The 21,886-nt window shown below is 67.1% G+C and carries 19 protein-coding genes; 9 read left to right on the plus strand and 10 right to left on the minus strand.

Translation table 11 applies throughout. The features are described 5' to 3' along the window. The 3 genes from ACZK13_RS04610 to ACZK13_RS04620 all read left to right on the plus strand — a co-directional run bounded on the left by ACZK13_RS04610 (position 1) and on the right by ACZK13_RS04620 (position 4,182). Positions 1 to 396 (plus strand): DUF2946 family protein, encoded by a 396-nt coding sequence (locus tag ACZK13_RS04610; RefSeq protein WP_478482509.1) that lies wholly within the window; start codon positions 1 to 3, stop codon positions 394 to 396. Between the two features lie 130 nt (positions 397 to 526). Then, on the plus strand, positions 527 to 2,665 hold the full coding sequence (locus ACZK13_RS04615) for a TonB-dependent receptor (protein WP_478482299.1): 2,139 nt from the start codon (positions 527 to 529) through the stop codon (positions 2,663 to 2,665). An 11-nt stretch (positions 2,666 to 2,676) separates the two neighbouring features. Continuing rightward, positions 2,677 to 4,182 carry a PepSY domain-containing protein gene (locus ACZK13_RS04620; RefSeq protein ID WP_285302773.1) on the plus strand — a complete coding sequence of 502 codons (1,506 nt, stop codon included), beginning with the start codon at positions 2,677 to 2,679 and terminating at the stop codon, positions 4,180 to 4,182. Between the two features lie 9 nt (positions 4,183 to 4,191). On the opposite strand, the gene ACZK13_RS04625 is transcribed toward ACZK13_RS04620, so the two are convergent. Together ACZK13_RS04625 and ACZK13_RS04630 are read right to left on the minus strand one after the other, a co-directional pair. After that, positions 4,192 to 5,325 (minus strand): MFS transporter, encoded by a 1,134-nt coding sequence (locus tag ACZK13_RS04625; RefSeq protein ID WP_285302774.1) that lies wholly within the window; start codon positions 5,323 to 5,325, stop codon positions 4,192 to 4,194. An 11-nt stretch (positions 5,326 to 5,336) separates the two neighbouring features. Beyond that, the gene (locus ACZK13_RS04630) at positions 5,337 to 6,113 is read right to left on the minus strand and encodes a DeoR/GlpR family DNA-binding transcription regulator (RefSeq protein ID WP_423163216.1); all 777 of its coding nucleotides are present in this window, start codon (positions 6,111 to 6,113) and stop codon (positions 5,337 to 5,339) included. A gap of 159 nt (positions 6,114 to 6,272) precedes the next feature. Between ACZK13_RS04630 and smqnr the strand changes: the two genes are divergently transcribed. Beyond that, positions 6,273 to 6,920, plus strand: coding sequence for a SmQnr family pentapeptide repeat protein (gene smqnr / locus ACZK13_RS04635; RefSeq protein WP_032127748.1), 648 nt, complete (start codon positions 6,273 to 6,275; stop codon positions 6,918 to 6,920). A 3-nt stretch (positions 6,921 to 6,923) separates the two neighbouring features. Here smqnr and ACZK13_RS04640 read toward each other — a convergent pair whose 3' ends face one another. Together ACZK13_RS04640 and ACZK13_RS04645 are read right to left on the minus strand one after the other, a co-directional pair. Further along, on the minus strand, positions 6,924 to 7,598 hold the full coding sequence (locus ACZK13_RS04640) for a class I SAM-dependent methyltransferase (protein WP_478482300.1): 675 nt from the start codon (positions 7,596 to 7,598) through the stop codon (positions 6,924 to 6,926). 87 nt (positions 7,599 to 7,685) lie between these two features. Then, positions 7,686 to 8,384 carry a glutathione S-transferase family protein gene (locus tag ACZK13_RS04645; RefSeq protein ID WP_100437431.1) on the minus strand — a complete coding sequence of 233 codons (699 nt, stop codon included), beginning with the start codon at positions 8,382 to 8,384 and terminating at the stop codon, positions 7,686 to 7,688. Between the two features lie 100 nt (positions 8,385 to 8,484). Between ACZK13_RS04645 and ACZK13_RS04650 the strand changes: the two genes are divergently transcribed. Next, positions 8,485 to 9,444: a LysR substrate-binding domain-containing protein gene (locus ACZK13_RS04650; RefSeq protein ID WP_478482301.1), complete on the plus strand. Its 960-nt coding sequence runs from the start codon at positions 8,485 to 8,487 to the stop codon at positions 9,442 to 9,444. On the opposite strand, the gene ACZK13_RS04655 is transcribed toward ACZK13_RS04650, so the two are convergent. Further along, positions 9,383 to 10,762 carry an aminotransferase-like domain-containing protein gene (locus ACZK13_RS04655; protein ID WP_478482302.1) on the minus strand — a complete coding sequence of 460 codons (1,380 nt, stop codon included), beginning with the start codon at positions 10,760 to 10,762 and terminating at the stop codon, positions 9,383 to 9,385. The genes ACZK13_RS04650 and ACZK13_RS04655 overlap by 62 nt on opposite strands. A 133-nt stretch (positions 10,763 to 10,895) precedes the next feature. Here ACZK13_RS04655 and ACZK13_RS04660 point away from each other — a divergent pair, with 133 nt between their 5' ends. The 3 genes from ACZK13_RS04660 to ACZK13_RS04670 all read left to right on the plus strand — a co-directional run bounded on the left by ACZK13_RS04660 (position 10,896) and on the right by ACZK13_RS04670 (position 13,713). Further along, positions 10,896 to 11,759, plus strand: coding sequence for a DMT family transporter (locus ACZK13_RS04660; protein ID WP_049463495.1), 864 nt, complete (start codon positions 10,896 to 10,898; stop codon positions 11,757 to 11,759). 158 nt (positions 11,760 to 11,917) lie between these two features. Beyond that, positions 11,918 to 12,799, plus strand: a complete 882-nt coding sequence (locus tag ACZK13_RS04665; protein WP_478482303.1) for an SDR family NAD(P)-dependent oxidoreductase — start codon at positions 11,918 to 11,920, stop codon at positions 12,797 to 12,799. A 38-nt stretch (positions 12,800 to 12,837) separates the two neighbouring features. Further along, positions 12,838 to 13,713, plus strand: coding sequence for a LysR family transcriptional regulator (locus ACZK13_RS04670; protein ID WP_478482304.1), 876 nt, complete (start codon positions 12,838 to 12,840; stop codon positions 13,711 to 13,713). A 501-nt stretch (positions 13,714 to 14,214) separates the two neighbouring features. Here the strand turns inward: ACZK13_RS04670 and ACZK13_RS04675 are convergent. Then, positions 14,215 to 15,009 (minus strand): hypothetical protein, encoded by a 795-nt coding sequence (locus ACZK13_RS04675; protein ID WP_478482305.1) that lies wholly within the window; start codon positions 15,007 to 15,009, stop codon positions 14,215 to 14,217. Positions 15,010 to 15,041: 32 nt separating this feature from the next. Then, positions 15,042 to 15,935 (minus strand): LysR family transcriptional regulator, encoded by an 894-nt coding sequence (locus ACZK13_RS04680; protein WP_478482306.1) that lies wholly within the window; start codon positions 15,933 to 15,935, stop codon positions 15,042 to 15,044. Positions 15,936 to 16,042: 107 nt separating this feature from the next. Here ACZK13_RS04680 and ACZK13_RS04685 point away from each other — a divergent pair, with 107 nt between their 5' ends. Then, the gene (locus ACZK13_RS04685) at positions 16,043 to 17,560 is read left to right on the plus strand and encodes an MFS transporter (RefSeq protein WP_478482307.1); all 1,518 of its coding nucleotides are present in this window, start codon (positions 16,043 to 16,045) and stop codon (positions 17,558 to 17,560) included. Here the strand turns inward: ACZK13_RS04685 and ACZK13_RS04690 are convergent. The 3 genes from ACZK13_RS04690 to ACZK13_RS04700 form a co-directional block, all read right to left on the minus strand. Beyond that, positions 17,544 to 19,634 (minus strand): TonB-dependent siderophore receptor, encoded by a 2,091-nt coding sequence (locus tag ACZK13_RS04690; protein ID WP_478482308.1) that lies wholly within the window; start codon positions 19,632 to 19,634, stop codon positions 17,544 to 17,546. The genes ACZK13_RS04685 and ACZK13_RS04690 overlap by 17 nt on opposite strands. Positions 19,635 to 19,733: 99 nt before the next feature. Then, on the minus strand, positions 19,734 to 21,119 hold the full coding sequence (locus ACZK13_RS04695; RefSeq protein ID WP_125895232.1) for a sensor histidine kinase: 1,386 nt from the start codon (positions 21,117 to 21,119) through the stop codon (positions 19,734 to 19,736). Next, positions 21,097 to 21,780 (minus strand): response regulator transcription factor, encoded by a 684-nt coding sequence (locus tag ACZK13_RS04700; RefSeq protein WP_032969121.1) that lies wholly within the window; start codon positions 21,778 to 21,780, stop codon positions 21,097 to 21,099. Before ACZK13_RS04700 ends, ACZK13_RS04695 begins: the two co-directional genes overlap by 23 nt. Positions 21,781 to 21,886 lie beyond the last annotated feature (106 nt).

Here is a 21,886-nt window from a genome sequence, read left to right on the forward strand (position 1 = left end):
ATGCTGCTGGTGCTGCTCGCCCCGCTGGTGAGCCGCTGGCTGGCGCACGGTCACGTGGCTGCTGCAGTGCCCGTGGCGGCGATGGACCACGCGATGCACGCAGAGCATGCGCAGCACGCGATGGACGGGCACCACGACCATCACGCGATGGCGATGCCGCATGGCGACGCCGCAAAGAAGCCGCCCGCCGACCCACATGCCGATCATGAAATGGGCGTGGACTGCGATTACTGCCTGATCGCTGCACGGCTGATCACGCTGCTGGTGGCGGCAGTGCTGCTGTTGGCGCCGATGGCACCGGTGTGCCGCGCGCTGCGCGGTGCGGTGCGGTCGTTGCCGCAACGGATCAGCGGCACATTGGGAGCGCGTGGGCCGCCAGCCATGATGGCCGCCTGAGCCGCACGCGCGTTGCATTGAACATATTTCCATGAGGTTGCCGGCCACGGCCGGTGCCCGCACGCGCGTGTTTGCCCCTTTCTGATTGCTGCCCTGCCATTGCGGGGTGGCCTTGCATGCCGTGAAAAAAATGAAAACGAACCCCAACTCCGCGCACCTGCGCCGGGCGACGCTGCCTGTCCTGTGCGCGTTGCTCCTGCACGCCGCGCCCCTGCTTGCCGCCGATGCGGCACCACCGACCACGCTGGATACCGTGCGGGTGGTCGATACCCGCAGCGGTGAGCTGTCTTCCACCGCCAGCGCAGGCTCTGCGTTGGGCCTGAGCGTGCTGCAGACACCGGCCAGCCTGACGGTGATTTCGCGCGAGCAGCTGGAGCAGCGCGGCGACAGCAACCTCAACGATGCGATCAGCCGGGCAGGTGCGATCAGTGCCATGCCGCACCCGGGCAATGGCCTGAGCGCGCTGTCCAGCCGCGGCTTCACCGACGGTGCCTCGGTGATGCGCCTGTACGACGGGCTGCGTCAGTACGGCGGCGTGGGCATCACCTTCCCGTTCGATACCTGGTCGATCGAGCGCATCGAAGTGCTGCGCGGGCCGGCGTCGGTCATCCATGGCGACGGTGCGATCGGCGGCGTGATCAACATCGTGCCGAAGAAGCCCTCGCGCGGTGCGATCGAGAACGAGATCAGCGTGACTGTGGGCAGCGAGGACACCGCGCGGCTGAGCTTCGGCAGCGGTGGCGCGCTGACGCCCGAGCTGGCCTACCGGCTGGACGTGAGTGGCAACTACAGCGGTGGCTGGGTTGATCGTGGGCGCAGCAGTGACGCGACGTTCTCCGGTGCATTGCTGTGGCAACCGCGTGCGGATCTGCAGCTGACGCTCACACATGCGCAGGGCTACCAGCAACCGATGCGTTACTTCGGCACGCCGCTGGTCGAGGGCCGCCAGCTGGAGGCGTTGCGCCACCGCAACTACAACGTGGACGACAGCCAGATCCGCTATCGCGACCGCTGGACCCAGCTTGATGCGCTGTGGACACCGAACGCGAACGTGGAATGGCGCACGCGCCTCTACCAGATCGACAGCCAGCGCGATTGGCGCAATGCCGAGGCCTATGTCTACAACCGCGCTACCGGCTTGATCGATCGATCTGGCAATACCGAGATCACCCACAACCAGGACCAGACCGGACTGACCTCGACGCTGCGCGTGCAGGGAACGGCGGGGGGCCTGCAGAACAACTTCGCGGTGGGCCTGGACGCCAACCGCGCGCACTTCAAGCACACCAACAACACCTATGCCGGCAGCTCGGGCCCGGTCGATCCGTTCGATCCGGTGCCGGGCCAGTTCGCCAGCGACGCGCCGAACCTGCCGCGCTACCGCAACCGTGCCGAGCAGTACGCGCTGTTCGTGGAGGACCGGCTGGCGCTGAGCGAGCGCTGGTCGGTGCTGGGTGGCCTGCGCCACGACCGCGCGCGCATTGATCGCACCGATCTGATCAGCGGCCAGAATGCGTTCTCGAAGACCTACAGCAGCACCGGCTGGCGTGCAGGCACGGTATTCGCGCTGCAGCCGACGCTGAGCCTGTATGCGCAGTACTCGCAGGCGGCGGACCCGGTCAGTGGCCTGCTGATGATCAGCCCGGCCAACGGTGCCTTCGACCTGGCCAAGGGGCGGCAGATCGAGGTGGGCCTGAAGCAGGCCTTCGATGGCGGCGAGTGGACGCTGGCGGCGTATCGCATCCGCAAGACCGGGCTGCTCAGCCGCGATCCGCTGGTGCCGGACCGCCGCGTGCAGGTGGGCGCGCAGACCTCGCGTGGTATCGAGGCGTCGTTGAACTGGAACGTCGCGCCGCACTGGACGTTGGATGCCAACGCCACGGTGCTGAAGGCCGAGTTCGAGGACTTCCTGGAGACCACAGGTTCGCCGCCGATGCTGGTCTCGCGCGATGGCAACGTGCCGCCGAACGTGGCCGAACGCCTGGCCAATGTGTGGTTGAGCTGGCAGTTCGCACCGGACTGGAGCGCGGCGGGTGGCGTTCGCTATGTCGGCAAGCGCTACGCAGACAATGCCAACACGCTGGAGTTGCCCAGCTACAGCACCACTGATCTGGCGCTGACCTGGCAGGCAGCACCGCGCACGCGATTGTCAGCGCGCCTGTTCAACGTATTCGACAAGGCGTACTACGCCACCGCGTACTACACCAGCACGCAGTGGCTGCTGGGCGCGGATCGCCGCGTCGAGTTCACCGTCGACCATCGCTTCTGAGGACGCGCACCATGTCGCTGCGATCCACTGCCAAGCGCTGGACCTACCTGGTGCACCGTTGGCTCGGCATCGGCGGATGCCTGCTGATGCTGTTGTGGTTCGTCAGCGGCATGGTGATGTTGTTCATTGGCTACCCGAAGCTGACGCCCGGTGAACGTCTGGCGGCATTGCCGGTGCTGCTGGAGGCCCGCGATCTGCGCGGGCTGTCGGTGCTGCCTGCAGCCGTGCAGGCCGAGCCGGAGGCCGTGGCGCTGACCACGCTGCGTGGCGAGCCTGCGTATGTGGTGCGCACGGGAAGCAACGTGGGGGCGTGGTCAGCCGTCACCGGCCAGGCCCTGCTGCCAGTGTCGGCACAGCGCGCCGAAGCGTCAGCGGCACAGTTTGCTGGCGGCCCGGCCTTTGTCGGTGCAATGCGCGTGGAAGAGGACCGTTGGACGCATTCGCGCGCGCTGGACGCGCACCGGCCGCTGTACCGGGTGGAGGTGGGGGGCGCACAGCCCGGTGACCTGTATGTGTCCTCGCGCACCGGTGAAGTGGTGCTGGACGCACCGCATGTGCAGCAGCGCTGGAACTATGTGGGGGCCTGGCTGCACTGGCTGTATTTCCTGCGCATGCAGTCGGTGGATCCGGTCTGGACGTGGGTGGTGATCGTGCTGTCCGCGCTGTGCACGGTGGCGGCGGTCAGCGGCATCGTGGTGGGTGTGTGGCGCTGGCGTTTCCGCGGGCGCTACCGCTCCGGTGCGAAGACGCCGTACGTCGAACCGTGGATGCGCTGGCACCATCTGATCGGACTGATGGCTGCGGCCTTCGTGTTCACCTGGATCTTCAGCGGGCTGATGTCGATGAATCCATTGGGGGTCTTCAGCAGCACGCGCGAGGCGATCGATGTTGAACGCTATCGTGGCAGCGCGGTAACGGTGGATGGCGCGTTGGGTGAGCCGGCGAAGCTTCTGGCGGTGGCCGATGCTGAGCGCTTCCAACCAGTCGAGATCCAGTGGCGCCGCATCGGAGGCGAGCTGTTCGCAGTGCTGCTGGACGGGCGGGGCGAGACCCGCATCGTGTCCAGCGGCAATGGGCACTTGCAGGTTGCGCGGTTGCTGCCGGCAGCGTGGCTGCAGCAGAAGGTGCGTGCGCTGTCCGCTGCGCCGATGCAGGGCTTCGTGGTGCAGCGTGCAGCGGACGCCTACTTCTATCCGCGTGCACCGGAAGCCATGAATGGTGCAGCGGTACGCCGCTTCCCGGTGGCAGTGGTGGACTTCGGCGATGCCGAGGCGACGCGCGTCTATCTCGATCTGGCCACGGGCGATCCGTTGCTGACGATGGGGCATCGCGAGCGCGTGGGGCGCTGGTTGTTCTACTTCCTGCACAGCTGGGACCTACCGGCGATGCTGCGCCAGGAAGGTGCCCGGCTGGCGGTGTTGCTGCTGCTGAGCGCTGCTGGCACCGCGCTGTGTGCCACGGCGACGGTGATCGGCTATCGGCGATTGCGGATGAAGCTGCGGCACAGGCGGCGCTGAGGCCCTGGGCTACATCCGCAGCCAACGTGTGGACACGGCCACCAGCAACAAGGCCGTGGCCACGCCGATGAACGCAGCGATCAGGCCGAAGTGGTTGGCAGCAAAACCGATCAGTGCTGGGCCAGCAAGGATGCCGGCAAAGCCCAGCGTGGAAACGGCGGTGATTGCCAGTGCGCCGGGCATGCGGGTCTGGTGGCCGGCCAGCGAGAACAGTGCCGGTGCGATGTTGGCGCAACCGAGGCCGACCAGCACATAGCCCACCAGCGACGCCTGCCATGGGGTGACCAGGGTCAGCACCAGCACTCCCGCGGCGGCGAGCAGCGCACCGAACACGATCGCGCGCTCACGGCCTACGCGTGCCACCAGTGCGTCGCCGAACAGGCGCGCCACGGTCATGGTCAGGGTGAAGGTTACATAGCCGATACCGGCGAGGCTGGCATCGACGCGACGCACATCGCTGAGGAAGACCGCGCTCCAGTCCAGCATCGCGCCTTCACCGAGGAAGGCGACGAACGCCAGCACGCCGATGAACAGCACGATGCCGTGCGGCAGGGCCAACATCGGTGTGTCGTGCGGCATGCGTTCGCTGTGCCAGTACGCCGCCGACAGCAGCATCACCAGCAGCATGGCGCCAACGCCGATCAGCACCGATGCCAGTGGCGGCAGCTGTGCGGACAACAGTACGGTCATAGTGGCCGCGCCAAGGAAGCCGCCGATGCTGAAGAAGGCATGGAAGCCGGACATCATCACCCGCCGCGCTTCGCGCTCGACGATGACGGCCTGCACGTTCATCGTGCAGTCCATCGCGCCCACGGCGGCGCCGAACACGAACAGCACCAGCCCCAGTGACCAGGCCGAACCGGCCAGCGCCAGGCCGGGCACGGTCAGGCAGATCAGCAGGCTGCTGGCCACCATCACCCGCCGGCAGCCCAGGCGTGCGGCCAGTACACCGGACAGCGGCATGGCCAGCAGCGAACCGGCACCGAGGCAGAGCAGCACCAGGCCCAGCGTAGCGTCGTTGATGTCGGTGCGCGCTTTGGCGAATGGCACCAGCGTGGCCCACAGCGCAGTGGCGAAGCCGGGAATGAAGAACGCAGCGCGGGTCGCGTGCTGTTCGGCACGCGCGCGGTTGGCAAGGGACATGAGCGGTACGGTCAGGGCGGAGTGGGGTGTACCGCGATGCCTGCGGCGCAGAAGCGCGCCGCCAATGCGGGGGGCGCGGTGGTGGTCAGCACCAGGTCGTCGATCTCGTCGAGGCTGGCGATCTGCCAGTTACCGCGGGCACCGAGCTTTTCAGTGGTGGCGGCGACGATGACGCGGCTGCTGCAGGCCACCATCGCGCGTTTCAGCGTGGCTTCTTCCGAATCCATTGCCCACACGCCGGTGTCGCCGTCCACCGCGCAGGGGCCGGGCAGGTATACGTCGGCGCGCAGGCGCTGCACCTGCGCCAACGCTTCAGCGCCGACCGCACCGCCACCGCTGGCCAGGCGACCGCCGATCAGCTGCACCGAGGTGCCTTCAAGCATGCTGGCGGCGGTGGCGATCTGCGGGGCATTGGTGATCACCGTCAGGCCGAGAGCGGTCGGTAGCTGCTGGGCGATCGCCAGGTTGGTCGACCCGGCGTCGAGCAGTACGACCTGGCCGGGCTGCAGCAGCGCGCAGACGCGGGCGGCCAGCTCGGCCTTGTCGCCGCGGTCGCGGGTCAGTCGCTCGCGTAGCGGGCGTTCCTTGGGGGGCGGCAGCACGGCGCCGCCGTAGACACGCTGGCACAGGCCTTGGGCGGCCAGCTCGCGCAGGTCGCGGCGGATCGAATCTTCGGAGACGGCATAGCGGCGCGCCAGTTCGGCGGCGACCACGCGGCCCTGCTGGCGCAGTTCCTCGAGGATCTGCAGGGTGCGCTGGGCGGGGAGGGGGCTGGGATCGGAGCTCATGACGCAAGTCTGCACGTTCGTGCATTAACGTGCAACAACGTGCATTGGTCGGGCGTGGCCACAGATCGGCTGGACTGTCGGTGAACCCGACCGCGCCAGCGTCTATGGATCGCCCTCGCGGCCCGGCATCATGGCGGGGCACCTGGCATGGAATCCACGATGTCCCCCACCGTTCACCGCAAGCTGCGCATCGGCGCGGACCAGTACACCGGCCAGAAAGTGGTCGACCAGCAGTTCTACGAATGCGATTTCTCCGGCGCTGACCTGACCGCCACCGAGTTCATCAACTGCAGCTTCTATGACGCTGAAAACCGCGCCGGTTGCCGCTTCAACGGCGCCACATTGAAGGAAGCCAGCTTCCGTAGTTGCGACATCAGCATGTGCCACTTCAGTTTCATCAAGGCGCTGGGCCTGGAGATCAGTGAGTGCCGTGCGCAGGGCGCGGACTTCAGCAACGCCAGCTTCATGAACCAGATCACCACGCGCAGCTGGTTCTGCAGTGCCTTCATCAAGAAATCGAACCTGCGCTACGCCAATTTCTCGCGGGTGACGCTGGAAAAGTGCGAACTGTGGGAGAACCGCTGGGACGGCGCGAACGTGAGCGGTGCCAGCTTCGCGGGCTCAGACCTGTCCGGTGGCCAGTTCGAGGGGATCGACTGGAACAGTGCCAACTTCACCGACTGCAACCTGACCAACTCGGAGCTGGGCGAGCTGGACCTGCGCAGCACCAACCTGCGTGGCGCCACACTGGATGTGCAGCAGGTGGCGCTGTTGATGCAGCGTATCGGCATTACCGTGGTGCCGTAGGCATCATCCGGCGTACGCCACCCAGCCCTTGAAGCTGAAGCCGGCGTAGAACAGCTCCACGTTGTCGAAGCCGGCCTCCTGCAGTAGCACAACCTCCTGCTCCGGCGACAGCAACGGCAACCGTTCGGCAATGGCGTCGATCGCGCGCTGCGCATCGGCGTGGGCAACCCCCGAGGCTTCGGCGAACGCCGCGTAGCGCTGCAACCAGCGCAGCTTGCCGGCCGGGTCCTGTGGCACGCTGTGGTGCGCCACCACCAGCGGCGCGCCGGGTTGCAGGCGCCGGTGCAGTTCGCGCAGCGTGTGCAAGCGCTGCCCGGCATCGAGGAAGTGCAGGGTCAGCAGGCAGCTGGCACCGTCGAAGCGCGCATCGGGTGCATCGTCGATATAGCCTTCCAGCAGCTGCACGCGCGACTTCAGCGGACCCAGTGTCTGCTCGGCCAGGGCCAGCATCGGCGCGGCCGGGTCGACCCCCAGCAGCTGCCAGCCCGGCTGCGCCTCGGCGAAGGCCTTCAGTTCCAACCCGCCACCGGCACCCAGCACCAGCACGCGGCCCTGAGCGGGAACACGTTCGGCCAGCAGCAGCCGGCTCATCTGCTGCAGGGCGAGGAAGCCGGGCACCTGGCGCAGCGGTGCTTCGGCATAGCGGGCCACCGCCTGCGGATCGGAGAACGTGGACATGCGCGGATTCCTGCAGCGGGGGACATACCACTGTAGCGCGGCGCGCAAGAGGCATTGCGCGCCGCTGCCGCACGGGCAGGACAGGGCTCAGGCCGCTGCGGCCTCAAGCACGTCTTCCATCCGCACCTCGCCGAGGAATCCACCGCCGCTGGTTGCCGGCTGCTGCGCTTCGATGGCGTGGGCGAACTGCACGCCGGCGTCGTCCTGCAGGCGCTCGAACAGCTGCTGCACCCTTGGGAACTCGCGTCGATCGACCACCTGGTGATAGTCGTTCCAGCGCGCGATGCCTGCGAAGTAGGCGTCGGCAAAGCTGCGCTGTTCGCCCAGCAGCCACGGGCCCGTGCCGATCATCTGCTCCAGCGCCTGGTGGGCGTGGCGCACCTTGGTCGTGCCATAGGCACGCAGCGCCTCGCCTTCATCGCCTTCCGCATGCTCCAGTGCGTGCCAGAGCGGCGCGTAGGCACCGAAGAAACTGGTGTTGAGATAGGCCAGCCGATGGTTGAGGCGATCGAAGCCGGAGGTGCCCTGTGCGAAGCCCAGGCCCTGTGCGATGCCCTTCGCGGCCAGGTGGTTGAGGATGGCTAGGCTCTCGCTGAGCAGCTCGCCCTGTGTGGTTCGCAGGGTCGGGGTTTCGCCCAGTGGATTGAGGCGGCGGTAGTCTTCGCCCTGCACCTGGCCGGGCATCTCGATGCGGCACAGGTGATACGGCTGGCGCAGCCACTCCAGCGCGATGATGGAGCCGAACGAGCAGCCCGAGGGCACGCCGTAGAAGAGGATCGGGGTCATGGCAGGTTTCCGGTTCGAGCCGCGATGCGGCGGGTGAGGAAAGCGTGCCCGCGTGGACATTGCTCCGGAAGCCGTCCGAATGGCATCCTGAAGTCTACATATGTGGACGTTGCGCATGCTCAACCTCAACGATCTGGCCCTGTTCGTGACTGCGGTGGAGCAGGGCGGTTTCGCCGCAGGCGGGCGCCATCTGGGCCTGCCGCGCTCGACCCTGAGCAAGCGCGTGGCGCTGCTGGAAGAACAGCTCCAGGTACGGCTGCTGCAACGCAGTTCGCGCCGCTTCGCATTGACCGAGGTCGGCCAGGAGTTCTTCGAGCGCGCACGCGCAGCGTTGTCTGAGGTCGAGGCCGCCGAGGCCATCGTCCGCGACCGCCAGGCCGAACCCAGCGGCACCGTACGCATCAGCGCTTCGATTCCGGTGGTGCAGGGCGAGCTCGCCGCGTGCCTGCCTGCACTGGCCCGCCGCTATCCACGGCTGCGCATCGAAGTTGAAGTGAGTGATCGTTTCATCGATCTGGCTCAGGAGGGCATCGACATCGCTCTGCGCAGTCACTTCGGTCCGCTGCCGGATTCCGGGTTGGTGCAGCGAATGCTCGGCAGCGAGCGCATCGTGCTGGTGGCGTCCCCTGGCTATCTGGCAGCCGCGCCGGCAGTGGATACGCCCGAGCAGCTACGTGCGCATGCCGGCCTGCTGACCGCGCGTCATGCAACGCGCTGGACGCTGCACGGCCCCGACGCCCGCACCGTGCAGGTGGAGCCGCAGGTGGCGCTGGTCGGCAATGAATCGCAGCTGCTGATCGCGACGGCCGAAGCGGGTCTTGGCATCACCGTGTTGCCACACAGCCTGTGTGCCGCAGCCCTTGCCGCCGGCCGCCTGCAGCAGGTGCTGCCGGCGTGGCATGCCGGCGAAGTGACCACCAGTGTGCTGCTGCCGCATCGTCGCGGCCAGTTGCCGGGCGTGCGTGTGGTGGTGGATGCGCTGGCCGCGCATTACCAGCTCAACGCAGCGCGCGCGCCAGTACCTGCCAGATCCTCGGGTCCTGGCACTGCGAAACGTTGAAACGTACATAGTCAGCCGCGCGCTGCGACTGGCTGAACGCGTTGCCCGGTGCCAGCACGATGCCCTCGCGCAGGCATTGCCGGGCCAGTGCGGCGGCATCGCGGCCATCGGGCAGCTGGCACCACAGGAACAGCCCGGCTTCCGGCTGCAGCCACGGCGTGATGCCCAGCGCCTGCAGCTTCCGCAGCGTGTGCCGGCGCGCATCGGCCAGGCGCGAACGTACCGACTGCATGTGGCGGCGGTAGCCGCTGTCGGTCAGCGCGATGTGCATCAACTGCATCGCCAGGTGACCGCCGCCGAAGCTGGTGGCCAGCTTCAGATCGGTCAGCGCCTCGATCCACTCAGGGCGAGCGGCGACGTAGCCACAGCGCGAAGCCGCCGACAGCGTCTTGGAGAAACTGCCGACGTGGATCACCCGCGACAGTCCATCGAGCGCGGCCAGCCGCGGTGCAGGCTGCAGTTCGAAGTCGGCGAAGATGTCGTCCTCGATGATGATCAGTTCATTGCGTTCGGCCAGGCCCAGCAGGCGGTGCGCGGTGCTGGCGGAAAGCACCGCGCCGGTCGGGTTGTGCAGGCCTGAGTTGGTGATGTACAGCCGCGGCGTATGCGCCTGAACTGCCTGCGCGAACGCCTCCAGGTCCGGGCCGCTGTGCGTGTACGGCACGCCGATGGCCTGCACCTGGTGCGCCTTCAGCAACGCGTGGTAGTTGAAGTAGCTCGGGTCATCCACCAGCACGCAGTCGCCGGGCTTGAGCAGGAAACGGCAGAGCAGATCGACCGCGTGCGTACCGGATTCGGTCAGCAGGATCTGCTCCATCGGCGCATCGATGCCCAGCGCCGCGCTGCGCCGTTGCAGCAGCTGGCGCAATGCGGGCAGCCCGAGCGGGCCGGCGTAGTCGACCAGCTGTGATGCATCGGCACGTGCGAGCCGACGCAGGCCGCGGCGCACGCCATCGTGATACAGCCAATCACTGGGCATCCAGCCGCAGCCCGGCTTGAGGTGGCCCGCCGGCGTTTCCAGCGATTGCCGCGACACCCACAGCGGATCCACCGCGCGGTCCAGCCGCGGCTCCATTTCAGCCAGCGCCAGCGGTGCGGCCGGCCCACTGACGTAGAAGCCGGATCCTGCGCGCGCACTGATCAGGCCTTCGGCGGCCAGGCGCTCGTAGGCCTCGACCACGGTCGAGACCGACACCCCCATCGCCGCCGCCTGCGCACGTACCGAGGGCAGGCGGGAGCCGGGGCCATCCACCCGCGCACCGATGCGGGTGCGGACGGTCTGGATGACCGATTCGATGCGGGTGAGCGAACGTGGCATGGCGGAACCGTAGTGGAAGTGTGGGCAGTACAGTTACTTGCGACTGTACTGGATTGTAGCTGGGGTCGTTCCGCGCTGGATGCTTCCATACAGGTCCAGCCGGGCATCGTCCGGCACCTTCAGGAGTACAGGTGTGGAACGGTCGGCGAGTGGTTGGATCAATGGCTTCATCGGTGTGGTGATCTTCGCGGGCTCCCTGCCGGCCACCCGCTTGGCGGTGCTGCAGCTGGACGCCGGATTCGTCACTGCTGCACGCGCGACCATTGCCGCTGTGCTCGGCCTTGGCCTGCTCCTTCTGCTGCGCCAGCCGTGGCCGCGGCGCAATGACCTGCCAGGCCTGGTGGTGGTCAGTCTGGGGGTGGTGGTCGGCTTTCCGCTGTTGACCGCGCTCGCGCTGCGGCATGCGTCATCGGCACACACCATCGTGTTCCTCGGCCTGCTGCCACTGAGCACTGCGGTGTTCGGCGTGCTGCGCGGCGGCGATCGACCGCGCCCGGCGTTCTGGTTGTTCTCGCTGCTGGGCAGTGCCTGCGTGGTCGGCTATGCGGTGCGCAACGGCATCGAGGCCTCGCTGCAGGCTGACCTGCTGATGCTGGCGGCGATCGTGGTGTGCGGGCTCGGCTATGCCGAAGGTGGTCGACTTGCCCGCCACCTTGGCGGTTGGCAGGTGATCAGCTGGGCGCTGCTGCTGGCGTTGCCGGTGATGCTGCCGCTGACAGTGCTGATGCGCCCGGCCTCGTTCACCGCGGTCGGTGCGTCGGCGTGGTGGGCGCTGGGCTACGTGGCGGTGTTCAGCATGCTGATCGGCTTCCTGTTCTGGTACCGCGGGCTGGCCCAGGGCGGCATCGCCGCTGTTGGCCAGCTGCAGTTGCTGCAGCCGTTCTTCGGCCTGGCCCTGGCCGCGCTGCTGCTGCACGAATCGGTCAGCCTCAGCATGGTGCTGGTGACCGTGGTCGCGGTGATCTGCGTGGCAGGCGCGCGCCGCTTCAGCCGCTGAGCGAAAAAGGGGACGGAGGGGATTAAGTCGTTTCAGGCACGGTAGGGTGAGTTACGACTTAATCCCCTCCGTCCCCTTTTTCGGTGATAGCGAGAGCGTATCGTGGCCGATGGTCAACGGTATTGGCGGGGGCGGTGAGCTTGGCTGAAGCTGTGCGCATGAAGCCGATTTCGCATATTTCCTTCGAGGGCCAGGTGGGCCTGGTGACCGGTGCCGCGGGTGGGTTGGGCCTGGCCTACAGCTGCCTGCTGGCCGAGCGCGGTGCGCAGATGGTGATGCATGACGTCGGTGCCGGTACCGATGGCCGCGGCGCCGATCCACAGCGCATCCTGCGCAGCGTCGAAGCGCTGCAGCGGCAGGGTTTGCCAGTGCAGGCCGCAAATGGTCCCATCGATCATCGCAGCGGTTGCCATGCGCTGGTGCAGGATCTGCTGCAGCAGCACGGCCGCATCGATTTCCTGATCCACAACGCCGGCTGGGTCGAGTACCAGACGCTGGAAGCGATCGAGGACGATGCGCTGGAGCAGATGCTGTGCCTGGCCGCGAAGACGCCGTTGTGGCTGGCGCAGGCGGCGTGGCCGGCAATGCGCGCGGCGGGCGGTGGGCGCATCGTCATCACCACGTCCGATCGCGCGCTGTATCCGCAGTACGCACAGCGCGGGCTGTCTGCGTACGCGATGGCCAAACTGGCCGCGCTCGGTCTGGTCAATGTGCTGGCACTGGAAGGTGCCGAGCATGGCATCGTGGTCAATGGGGTTTCGCCGGTGGCAAAGACGCGCATGTGGGGCATCGAGGGTGAGCCCGATGAGCTGCATCCGGAAGCTGTTGCGCAAGGTGTGGCCTATCTGGCATCCACGCGCTGCCAGGACGGCGGCTGGGTGCTGCGCGCAAGCAATGGCCAGTTCCACGCACTGCGCCTGCAGGAGGCCGAGCATGTGGCGTACCCAAGGGATCTGCGCGCGGTCAGTGCCGACAGCATCGAGTCGGTGGCGCTGCAGTGGCCGGCCATCGCTCGCGCCAGCGTCGACGTGCGCGGCTGAGGGCGTACCCTAGGCGGGTTCCCACTGCCTGCATCGAGATGATCGACCTGCGCCTGCTGCGCCAGTTCGTGGCCGTAGCCGAAGAGCTTCATTTCCACCGCGCCGCAGCCCGCCTGCACATGTCGCAGCCGCCGCTGACCGCGGCAATACGACGCTTGGAAGACGAACTCGGAAGCGAGCTGATCGTGCGCGGCAACCGTACCCTGGGCCTGACCGTGGCCGGGCAGACGCTGCTGGTGGAGGCGCGGGCAACGCTGCAGCAGGCCGAGCAGGCATTGCAGCGCACGCGCGAAGCCGCCGCCGGGCAGTCTGGCAGCCTGCGCGTGGGTTATGTGGGCAGTGCGCTGTATGGCCGGTTGCCGGGCCTGATCCGCCGCTTCCGCCAGCAGTACCCGCAGGTGCAGCTGCATCTGCAGGAAGCGACCTCGCGTCAGCAGCAGCTGTGGCTGCGTGAGCAGCGCATCGATGTCGGCGTGTTGATCCCACCGATTCCCGCCGCCGAGCTGGTGCTGTACGACTTCGACCACGACCGCCTGGCGATTGCGCTGCCGCGTGCGCATGCGCTGGCCGATGCGACGGAGGTCAGTGTGGCGATGCTGGCCGACGAACCGTTCGTTTCATGGCCGGCAGGCGAGGGCATCGGCTTCCACGCGCAGGTGCTGGGCCTGTGCACGGCTGCGGGTTTCACCCCGCGCGTGGTGCAGGAAGCGCAGGGCATGCATGCGGTGTTGTCGCTGGTGGCGGTGGAGGCGGGCGTGGCGATCGTTCCGGCCAGCATGGCCAGCTTCCGCCCGGAAGAAGTTGTGTACTCCCTGATCGACGGTGCCGAGGCCGGTTTCGAACTGCAGTTCTGCACGCGCCCGGCCGTGGCGGGGCCGGTGCTACGGCACTTCCTGGCGATGGCCGTCCAGTAGGATTCCGTCGTGATGGACATCGTGACATGCGTTAGTCGGCCACGCAGCGCCTGAAACGCGGCGTGCAGCACGCTGTTGCACCGCTGCGTGGGCACCGCAGGGCAAAGGTTTCAGAGCGACACGCTGGCAACTCGTAGATTACTGATTGGTACTTGCTGGCAAGCCCTGCAACCAGCGTCGTCGCATGCGGTCAGCAGCCCTGCGCCGGCTGTCATGGCTAGTTGGGATTGGTATCCCACACACAAATCTGGCGTGTGCTCGGAAGATGTCCAAGGAGGGCGCTTCCCGGATGACGCGGCCCGCTGGTCTGTGGTGGGTGATGAGTGGGGATCACCACATTCCACCGGTCCTTTCCAGAGTTGCCGGTATGCCAACCCGTATCGCCCGCGCACCCGCGCACTGCGTGAGTGTGAGGGATGCCGCTTCGCAACGCGGAGCGCACCCCATATGGGGAATGGCGGCGGGCGGTGCATTTACGACAGCGAGGCGGATGGTCGCAGCCTACGGCAGCAGATGGCGTGTCATGCGGAAGATGTCGGTGACCGCGTACAGGCCCCAGTGCCGCGCCAGATGTGCGTTGTCCGGGCCCTGCGCGATGCCGCTGGCGAGCAGGCGGAACTGATGGGCCGGGTCGGGCTGCTGCTGCAGGCCATACAGCGCATACCGGTCCAGATACGCGCTGCCATCGTCGGATCGCCCACCACGGGCGTTGACACCCTGCAGCTGCTCCCATGCCAGCGGCATGGTCTGCACGATGTCGTAGAACTCGACGATAGGCGCGCCCTGGCGGACCTCCAGTACATGAAAGGCATGGTGGAGATCAGCCACCTGCATGCCGACCACGTCACCGCTGCGCCACGCGGTGTGCGCTTTCGCCATCGCGGGGCGGCGTGCCGGCATCACAGCCGGGCTGCGTAGCAGCGCCTCGATATCCACGCGGCGGCGGTGAAATACGTCATTCAGCGCAACAGCGGCATTCAAGGCGGTGATCGCCGCCACCGCTGCGTTGGTGAGTTCCGCATCGGCGAATCCCTGCCGGTGCAGGCACACTGCCAGCGCCAACGCGGTCTTATGGACATACAGCGGCGCAACCCCGGCCGGGTCGGCCTGCAGGATGCAGTTCCAGCGCAGCAGCACATTCGCGATCACCTCTGCGCCGATCTGCGCAGGCTCACGCGTGGCCGCTTCAGGGGGCAGCCGCGTCTTGAGCGAGCAATGCTTGACGTCGCCGTCGATGGCCGCGACCAGGTCGGTGGCGGCGAGTAGTTTCAGTACGTCCAGGTGTTTGATCGCCATGTGCGTGGCCGCTTCCGATATTGCTGCACAGTCTATCGAGCGTTGAACAGGTGCTCGACCATGTAGTCGATGAACACCCGCAGGCGTGCACTGGGATGGCGCCCACCGGGCCACAGCAATGAGAACTGCCCCTGGTGCGTGGGCAGTGCAGGCAGTACCCGTTGCAGGCGGCCATCGGCCAGCGCGTCGGCTGCGAGGAAGTCAGGCATCCAGGCCAGGCCCATGCAACCGATCGCAGCGGCCAGCACGGCCTCCATGTTGTTGCAGGTCATCGCCGTGGGAAGGCGCGCTCCAGCATCGCCTTCGACGCCCGGCAGCTGCCAAGGGTGCAGCTTTCCGGTGGTGGGGTAACGGAAGCGCAGCGCGGTATGCAGGCGCAGCTCGCTCACATCACCGGGCGTGCCGTGCGCCTGAAGATAGCCGGGCGCCGCACAGAGGATGAAACGAAAGCCACCCAGTCGCCGTGCGGTCAGACTGGAATCGGCCAGTTCACCGCTGCGTATCACCGCATCCAGGCCTTCGCTGACCACGTCGACGATGCGGTCGTTGAAGTCCAGTTCCAGCTGCACCTGCGGGTAGCGTTGCTGGAAGCCGGGCAGCACCGGCAGCAGGAAGCGGTAGCCGATGGTGGGCAGGCCGATGCGCAGCAGTCCACTCGGGGCGTGCTGTCGCTGCGCCAGATCCGCCTGCGCTTCGGAAAGTTCATCCAGTGCCCGCCGGCAGCGCTGCAGCAGCAGTTCGCCTTCGTCGGTGAGGTGCACGCGGCGGGTGGTGCGCTGGAACAAGCGGGTGCCGAGTTCCTGTTCAAGGCGGGCGATGCGCTTGCCCACGGCCGACGCGGACAGGCCTAGGACGCGAGCGGCGCCGACGATGCTGCCTGCTTCGGCGGTACGGACGAAGGCCAGCAGGGCAGAGATGGAATCCATGCGGGGCATGATTACGGAACATTGGGCCGCAATCAACGTCCATCGAGCCTGTTTTTCAGGAATAGCGGCCTGTCCATCATCAATGCCCCTGATGGATGGAGGCCCGCATGGCCCCGGTTTCGATGCTTCCCGTACCTTCCCACACGCAGCAGCGCTGGGCCCTGCTTGCCGTCTGCCTGGCTGCACTGGCGCTGCCCTTGTCCTTCTCGGCCGGTGCCGTCGCGGTGCCGGCGCTGGCCCGTTCCGCGGCGTCGTCGCCGACTGCGCTGGCCTGGGTGACCAACGCCTTCATGCTCACCTTCGGCAGCCTGTTGCTTGCTGCCGGTGGCCTGGCGGACCGCTATGGCCGACGGCGGTTGTTCCTGCTGGGTACCGCGGGCTTCAGCATCGCCACTGCCGTCGTCTGCCTTGCGCCCACGCTGCTGTGGCTGGATCTGGCGCGCGGGCTGCAGGGCGTTGCCGCTGCAGCGGCGCTGGCGTCCGGCACCGCTGCGCTGGCGCATGCCTGGCAGGGCCCGGTGCGTGCCCGTGTGTTCGCCCTGCTGGGCACCACATTCGGTGCGGGGCTGGCGCTGGGGCCGCTGCTCGCGGGTCTGCTGTTGCAGGCATTGGGATGGCGCAGTGTGTTCGCCGCGGGCGGTGTACTGACGCTGGCGGCGTTCGCCGTGGGCGCGCGCGCGTTGTCCGAAAGCCATGGCGAACGCGGGCGGCTGGATGTCGGCGGCATGCTGGGTTTCAGCCTGATGCTGGCGGCGTTGACCCTGGCCCTGCTGTGGCTGGGTGAATTCGGCCTGCATGCCATGCACGTGCAACTGGCGCTGTTGGCGACGCTGATGCTGGGCGGGGTATTCGTCTGCATCGAACGGCTGCACCGCTCACCGTTGCTGGACCTCTCGCTGTTCTCGCAACCGGCGTTCCTCGGTGTCCAGCTGCTGCCGGTCGCAACCTGCTTCGGCTACGTGGTGCTGCTGGTGGTGTTGCCTCTGCAGCTGCTGGGCGTGCATGCACAGAGCGCGACATTGGTCGGGCTGCAGATGCTGGCCCTGTCCGCGCCGATGCTGGTGCTGCCGATGCTGGCCGCGCGCTGGGCGGAACGCGTTGGAAGTACGCGGCTGTGTACGCTGGGCCTGCTGGTCTGTGCCTCTGGGTTGTACCTGTTGTCGCGCCACGCATCGCATCCGTCGCCGTCGCAGTGGGTGCCGTTGCTGATGCTGATCGGCGCTGGAACGGCCTTGCCGTGGGGCTTGATGGATGGGCTGTCGGTCAGTGTGGTGCCGGTGCAGCGTGCGGGCATGGCCGCCGGCATCTTCGGAACCGTGCGGGTGGCCGGCGAAGGCATCGCATTGGCCGCAGTCACGGCCTTGCTTGCGCTGCTGATCGGCCACCAGCTGCAGGGAGCATCGCCGGCATCGTTGGCGCGTGCCGGTGCCTATCTGGCCACGGGGGCGCAGGCACAGGCGCAGGCACTGCTTCCGGCGATGAGCGGCGCACAGCTGCAGCAGGCCAGTGCCGAGGCGCTGGCGATACTGCTGCGTGTCCTGGCGCTGCTGACCGCCGCATGCGCGGTGCTGTTGCACCTGCTGCTGCGGCGGCCAGCGTTGGCCGTGATCAGAACCGATAGCTGATGGTGCCGGTCACCACGCGCGGGTAGCCGGCGAAGCAGTCGCCAAAGGTGCGGCACGGCGCGTAGTAGCGCTTGCCGGTGAGGTTGGTGATGTTCAACGCCATCGTCCAGTCGGTCACCTGCACTTCCAGCAATGCATCGGCCAGCGTGTAGCTGGGCGTGACGATGCGCCCGCCATTGCCCAGCGACACCGTGTTGCCGACATGGCGCACGCCCAGGCCCAGGCGCAGGCGTGCGGCATCGTCCAGTTGGAAGCCCTTCGACACCCAGGCCGAGGCCAGGGCCTGCGGGGTGTCGTTGAGGCGCTGGCCTACTTCCAATGCGAAGTTGCTGCGGCTGACCTCGGCCTCGTTGCGCGCAACGGCAGCGGTGACCGTCAGGTCGTTGGCGAACTGGAACTGCCCTTCCAGCTCCACGCCCTTGGAGCGGATCTGCCCGGTCTGCACCACGTTCAATACGTTGTCCGGGTCGTTGGTCTGCCGGTTGGTTTCGGTGATGCGGTACGCCGCCAGCGTCAGCAGCAGGCTGCGCGCCGGTTGCCACTTGATGCCGGCCTCGGACTGGCGGCCGCGCATCGGCTTGAAGGCGCTGCCGAACAGATCCTGGCCGGATACCGGCAGGAACGATTCGCTGTAGCTCAGGTAGGGCGAAACGCCCGCACCCAGTTCGCCGATCAGCCCGGCGCGGTAGGTGGTGGCATTGTCGGTCTGGCTGGGCTGGCCTTCGGTCTTCGAGCGTGCATGGTCGCGGCGCGCGCCCAGCACCAGCGAGATGCGGTCGGCCCAGCGGATCTGGTCCTGCACATAGACACCCAGCTGGGTGGAGGTCTGGTCCGGCTGACGATTCCAGCCACGCACGATCGGTGCGACCGATACCGGGGTGTAGATGTCGATCGGCGTGCCGGTGGCGTCCAGCCGCTGCAGTTGCTCCTTGTATTGGCTGTAGTCCACGCCGGCCAGCAGCAGATGCTGGAAGGCACCGGTGGCGAAGTCGAACTGCAGCGCATTGTCGGCGCTGAAGATCTGCACGTCGGGGCGGGTGCCATAGGCCGTGCGGTTGACCACGCGCCGCTCGGCGTCGATGAAGGGATCTTCCGGATTGCTGTAGCTGTCCACGTACATCTGCTGCAGGGTGGTCCTGCCATCGATGTAACGCACTGCCGAGCGCAGGCTGAGCGTGTCGTTGAAGCTGTGGTCGAACAGCGCGGTCAGGCTGTAGACGCGCGAGTCGATGCGGTCGAAACCGGGATCGCCGATGAAGGTGGACGGGTCGAGGCGGCGTCCGGGCGGGGCAAGCAGGGTCGCGGCCAGCGGCAGGAACTGCTGGCTGGAGCCGGTCTTGTCATGCTGATAGCTGGCCAGCAGGGTCAAGGTGCTGCGTTCACCGCGCCAGCTGATCGACGGTGCCAGATAGACGCGGTCATCCTTCAATACATCGGTCTGCATGTTCGATTCGCGCACCAGCCCGACGAAGCGGCCGGCAAGCGTACCGGCATCGTTCAATGCGCCGCCGATGTCACCCTGCAGCTGCCTGCGGTCGAAACTGCCGAGCTGCACGCCGACCTCGCCGTTGAGGGTGCCGAAGGTCGGGCGCTTGCTCATTGCATTGATGATGCCGCCGGTGGCGCCGGCACCATACAGCACCGAGGACGGGCCGCGCAGCACTTCCACCCGCTCCAGGCCATAGATTTCCGGGCGGGCGAGGGGGCTGAAACCGTAGCTGCGGCGCAGGCCATCCTGGTACTGCACCGGGTCCAGCCCGCGCACCGAGGTCGCATCGTTGCGGGTATCCAGCCCCCATGCATCGGCGGTGACGCCGGCGCTGTAGCGCAGCACTTCCTGCAGGTTGTGCGCGCCGCGATCGGTGAACAGCTGCTGGGTGACCACGCTGATCGCCTGCGGCGTCTCGGTCAGGGCGGTGTCGGTCTTGGTCGCGGTGCTGGCCCGCTCGGCCACCACCGTTACCTTGTCCAGGGTGCGCGCCGCCGGGGTGTCCTGGGCCTGGGCGATGGCCGAGGCCAGCAGGGTGGGCAGGGCGAGCGTGTACAGCAGCGGACGCGACGGCAGAGCGGGCATCGGGAGTGATCCGGGAAGGGCGGTGACGGCGGATTATCCGGATGCCCGCCCTCAAATACAAATGATTCCCAAGTGCGATTGGGGCGCCCTGGCCCGGCGTCAGGGCAGGCCGTCCGTCGCGCCGCGGATGCTCATCCAGGCGCCACCACCGGGGGCGCTGCCGGCGCGGACACGGAAGCCGTGCAGGCCGGCAATGGCGGCCACGATCGACAGGCCCAGGCCGAATCCCGGTCCTTGGCCGGCACTGCTGCTGCCGCGGAAAAAGCGCTGGTAGATCAGCGTGCGGTCCTGTGGCGGAATGCCCGGCCCGTTGTCGATCACATCGATCCTGGGGACGCCCTGGTCATCGACCGCACGCAGCAGGATGCGGCCCTGCGCCGGCGTGAACTGCAGGGCGTTGGACAGCAGGTTGGCCAGCGCTTCGAACAGCAGTTCGCGGTCGCCACGAAGTTGCCCGAGCTTCGGGTCCACCTGCAGTTCCAGCAGCTGTTGCTTCTCTTCGGCCAGCGGCAGGTAGAACTGGTGAAGTTCCTGCAGCAGATCGGCGATGTCCACCGCGTCGAAGGCCGAACGCCGCTGGTGGCTCTCCAGCTCGGATACCCGCAGCAGCGCGGCGAAGCGCGCCATCAGCATGTCGGTCTCGGCCAGCGCCTTGTCCAGTGGATCGGCATGCGGGTTCTGTTCGTCCAGGCCCACGCGCATGCGGTACAGATGCGCGCGCAGGCGGGTCAGCGGGGTGCGCAGATCGTGGGCGATGCTGTCGCAGACTCCTTTGACTTCGGTCATCAGCTGTTCGATGCGTTCCAGCATGGCATTGACGATGCTCGACAGCCGATCGATCTCGTCGCGACGGCTGGAGACCGGCAGGCGCTGGCCGAGGTCGCCGGCAACAATGCGGTTGGTGGCCGCTTCGATCTGCTGGATCCGTTTCAACGGGCGCCGGCGCAGCAGATGCCAGCCCACCAGGCCGGGAATGACGGTCAGCGACACGCCCCACAGCAGTGCATCAAGGATGATGCTGTTGACCGCCATGAGCTTGCCGTTCTGGCGCACAAATACCAGCGTGCGGCCATCGCGGGTCACCACGCCGAGCGCACTGCCGCCGTTGTCGTGGCGGCCATCAGCCAGCGTCCAACCGTCCACCGCATGCGAGTTGCCATCCAGCGGCAGTCCCGCGGGGATCGCTGTCAGCGGGCCTGCCATCGGCATGCCGGCCTTGTCGAACAACCCATAGGTATAGACCTGGTGCAGATCGAAGCGCTGGCTGTCGCGCAATGCTTCATCCAGTGCCGGCCCGTCGAAGCTCATGAACAGGTGGGCGCGCTGCTGCAGGCCCGATTCGGTCAGGTCACTGAGGTAGTCCGAGATGCGCCAGTACATCACGCCCAGCAGCAGGCTCGACCACGCTACGAACAGGATGCAGTACAGGCCCAGCAGCCTGCTGCTGGAGGAACGCCAGTGGTCAGGATTGCGCGTCGAAGACATAGCCGGTTCCACGGACGGTCATGATCGGCTGCGGCCGGCCGGGTTGTTCGATGCGTTTGCGCACGCGACCGATATGCACGTCGATCAGGTTGGTACCCGGATCGAAGTGGTAGCCCCAGACTTCCTGGAACAGCATGCTGCGGGTGACTACCTGGCCGGCGTTGCGCACCAGGAATTCGAGCAGCTTGAACTCGGTCGGCAACAGCGCGATTTCATGCCCGCCGCGTCGCGCCGAACGGGTCATCAGGTCCAGTTCCAGGTCACCGGCGCGCAGCACGTTATCGATGGCGCCAGTCGGGCCCTGGCGCCGGATCAGCACTTCCACGCGTGCAGCCATCTCATCGGAGGCGAAGGGCTTGGTCAGGTAGTCGTCGCCACCGGCGCGCAGGCCACGCACGCGTTCATCCACGTCCGACAGCGCACTGATCATCAGTACCGGCGTGGTGATGCCTTCACGGCGCAGCGTGGTGACCAAGGCCAGCCCGTCGATGCCGGGCAGCATGCGGTCCAGGGTGATCACCGCGTAGTCGCCTGCACGTGCCAGCGCCAGGCCGTTGCTGCCGTCGCTGGCCAGGTCCACGTCGAAGCCGTGGCTGCGCAGTTCGGTGGCGATCTCCTCGGCGGTGACAAGATCGTCCTCGATGGTGAGTACGCGCGGCATGGGCCAGTGTGCAGAGTGGGACAGGGGCATCCTCGCAATCGTGGGCAGCGACTGCAAATGAAAAATGTTTCATGCGCGATTTAGCAGGATCGTGCCGCCACGTCTT

The sequence above is a fragment of the Stenotrophomonas sp. 99219_Sma genome (assembly GCF_056480785.1).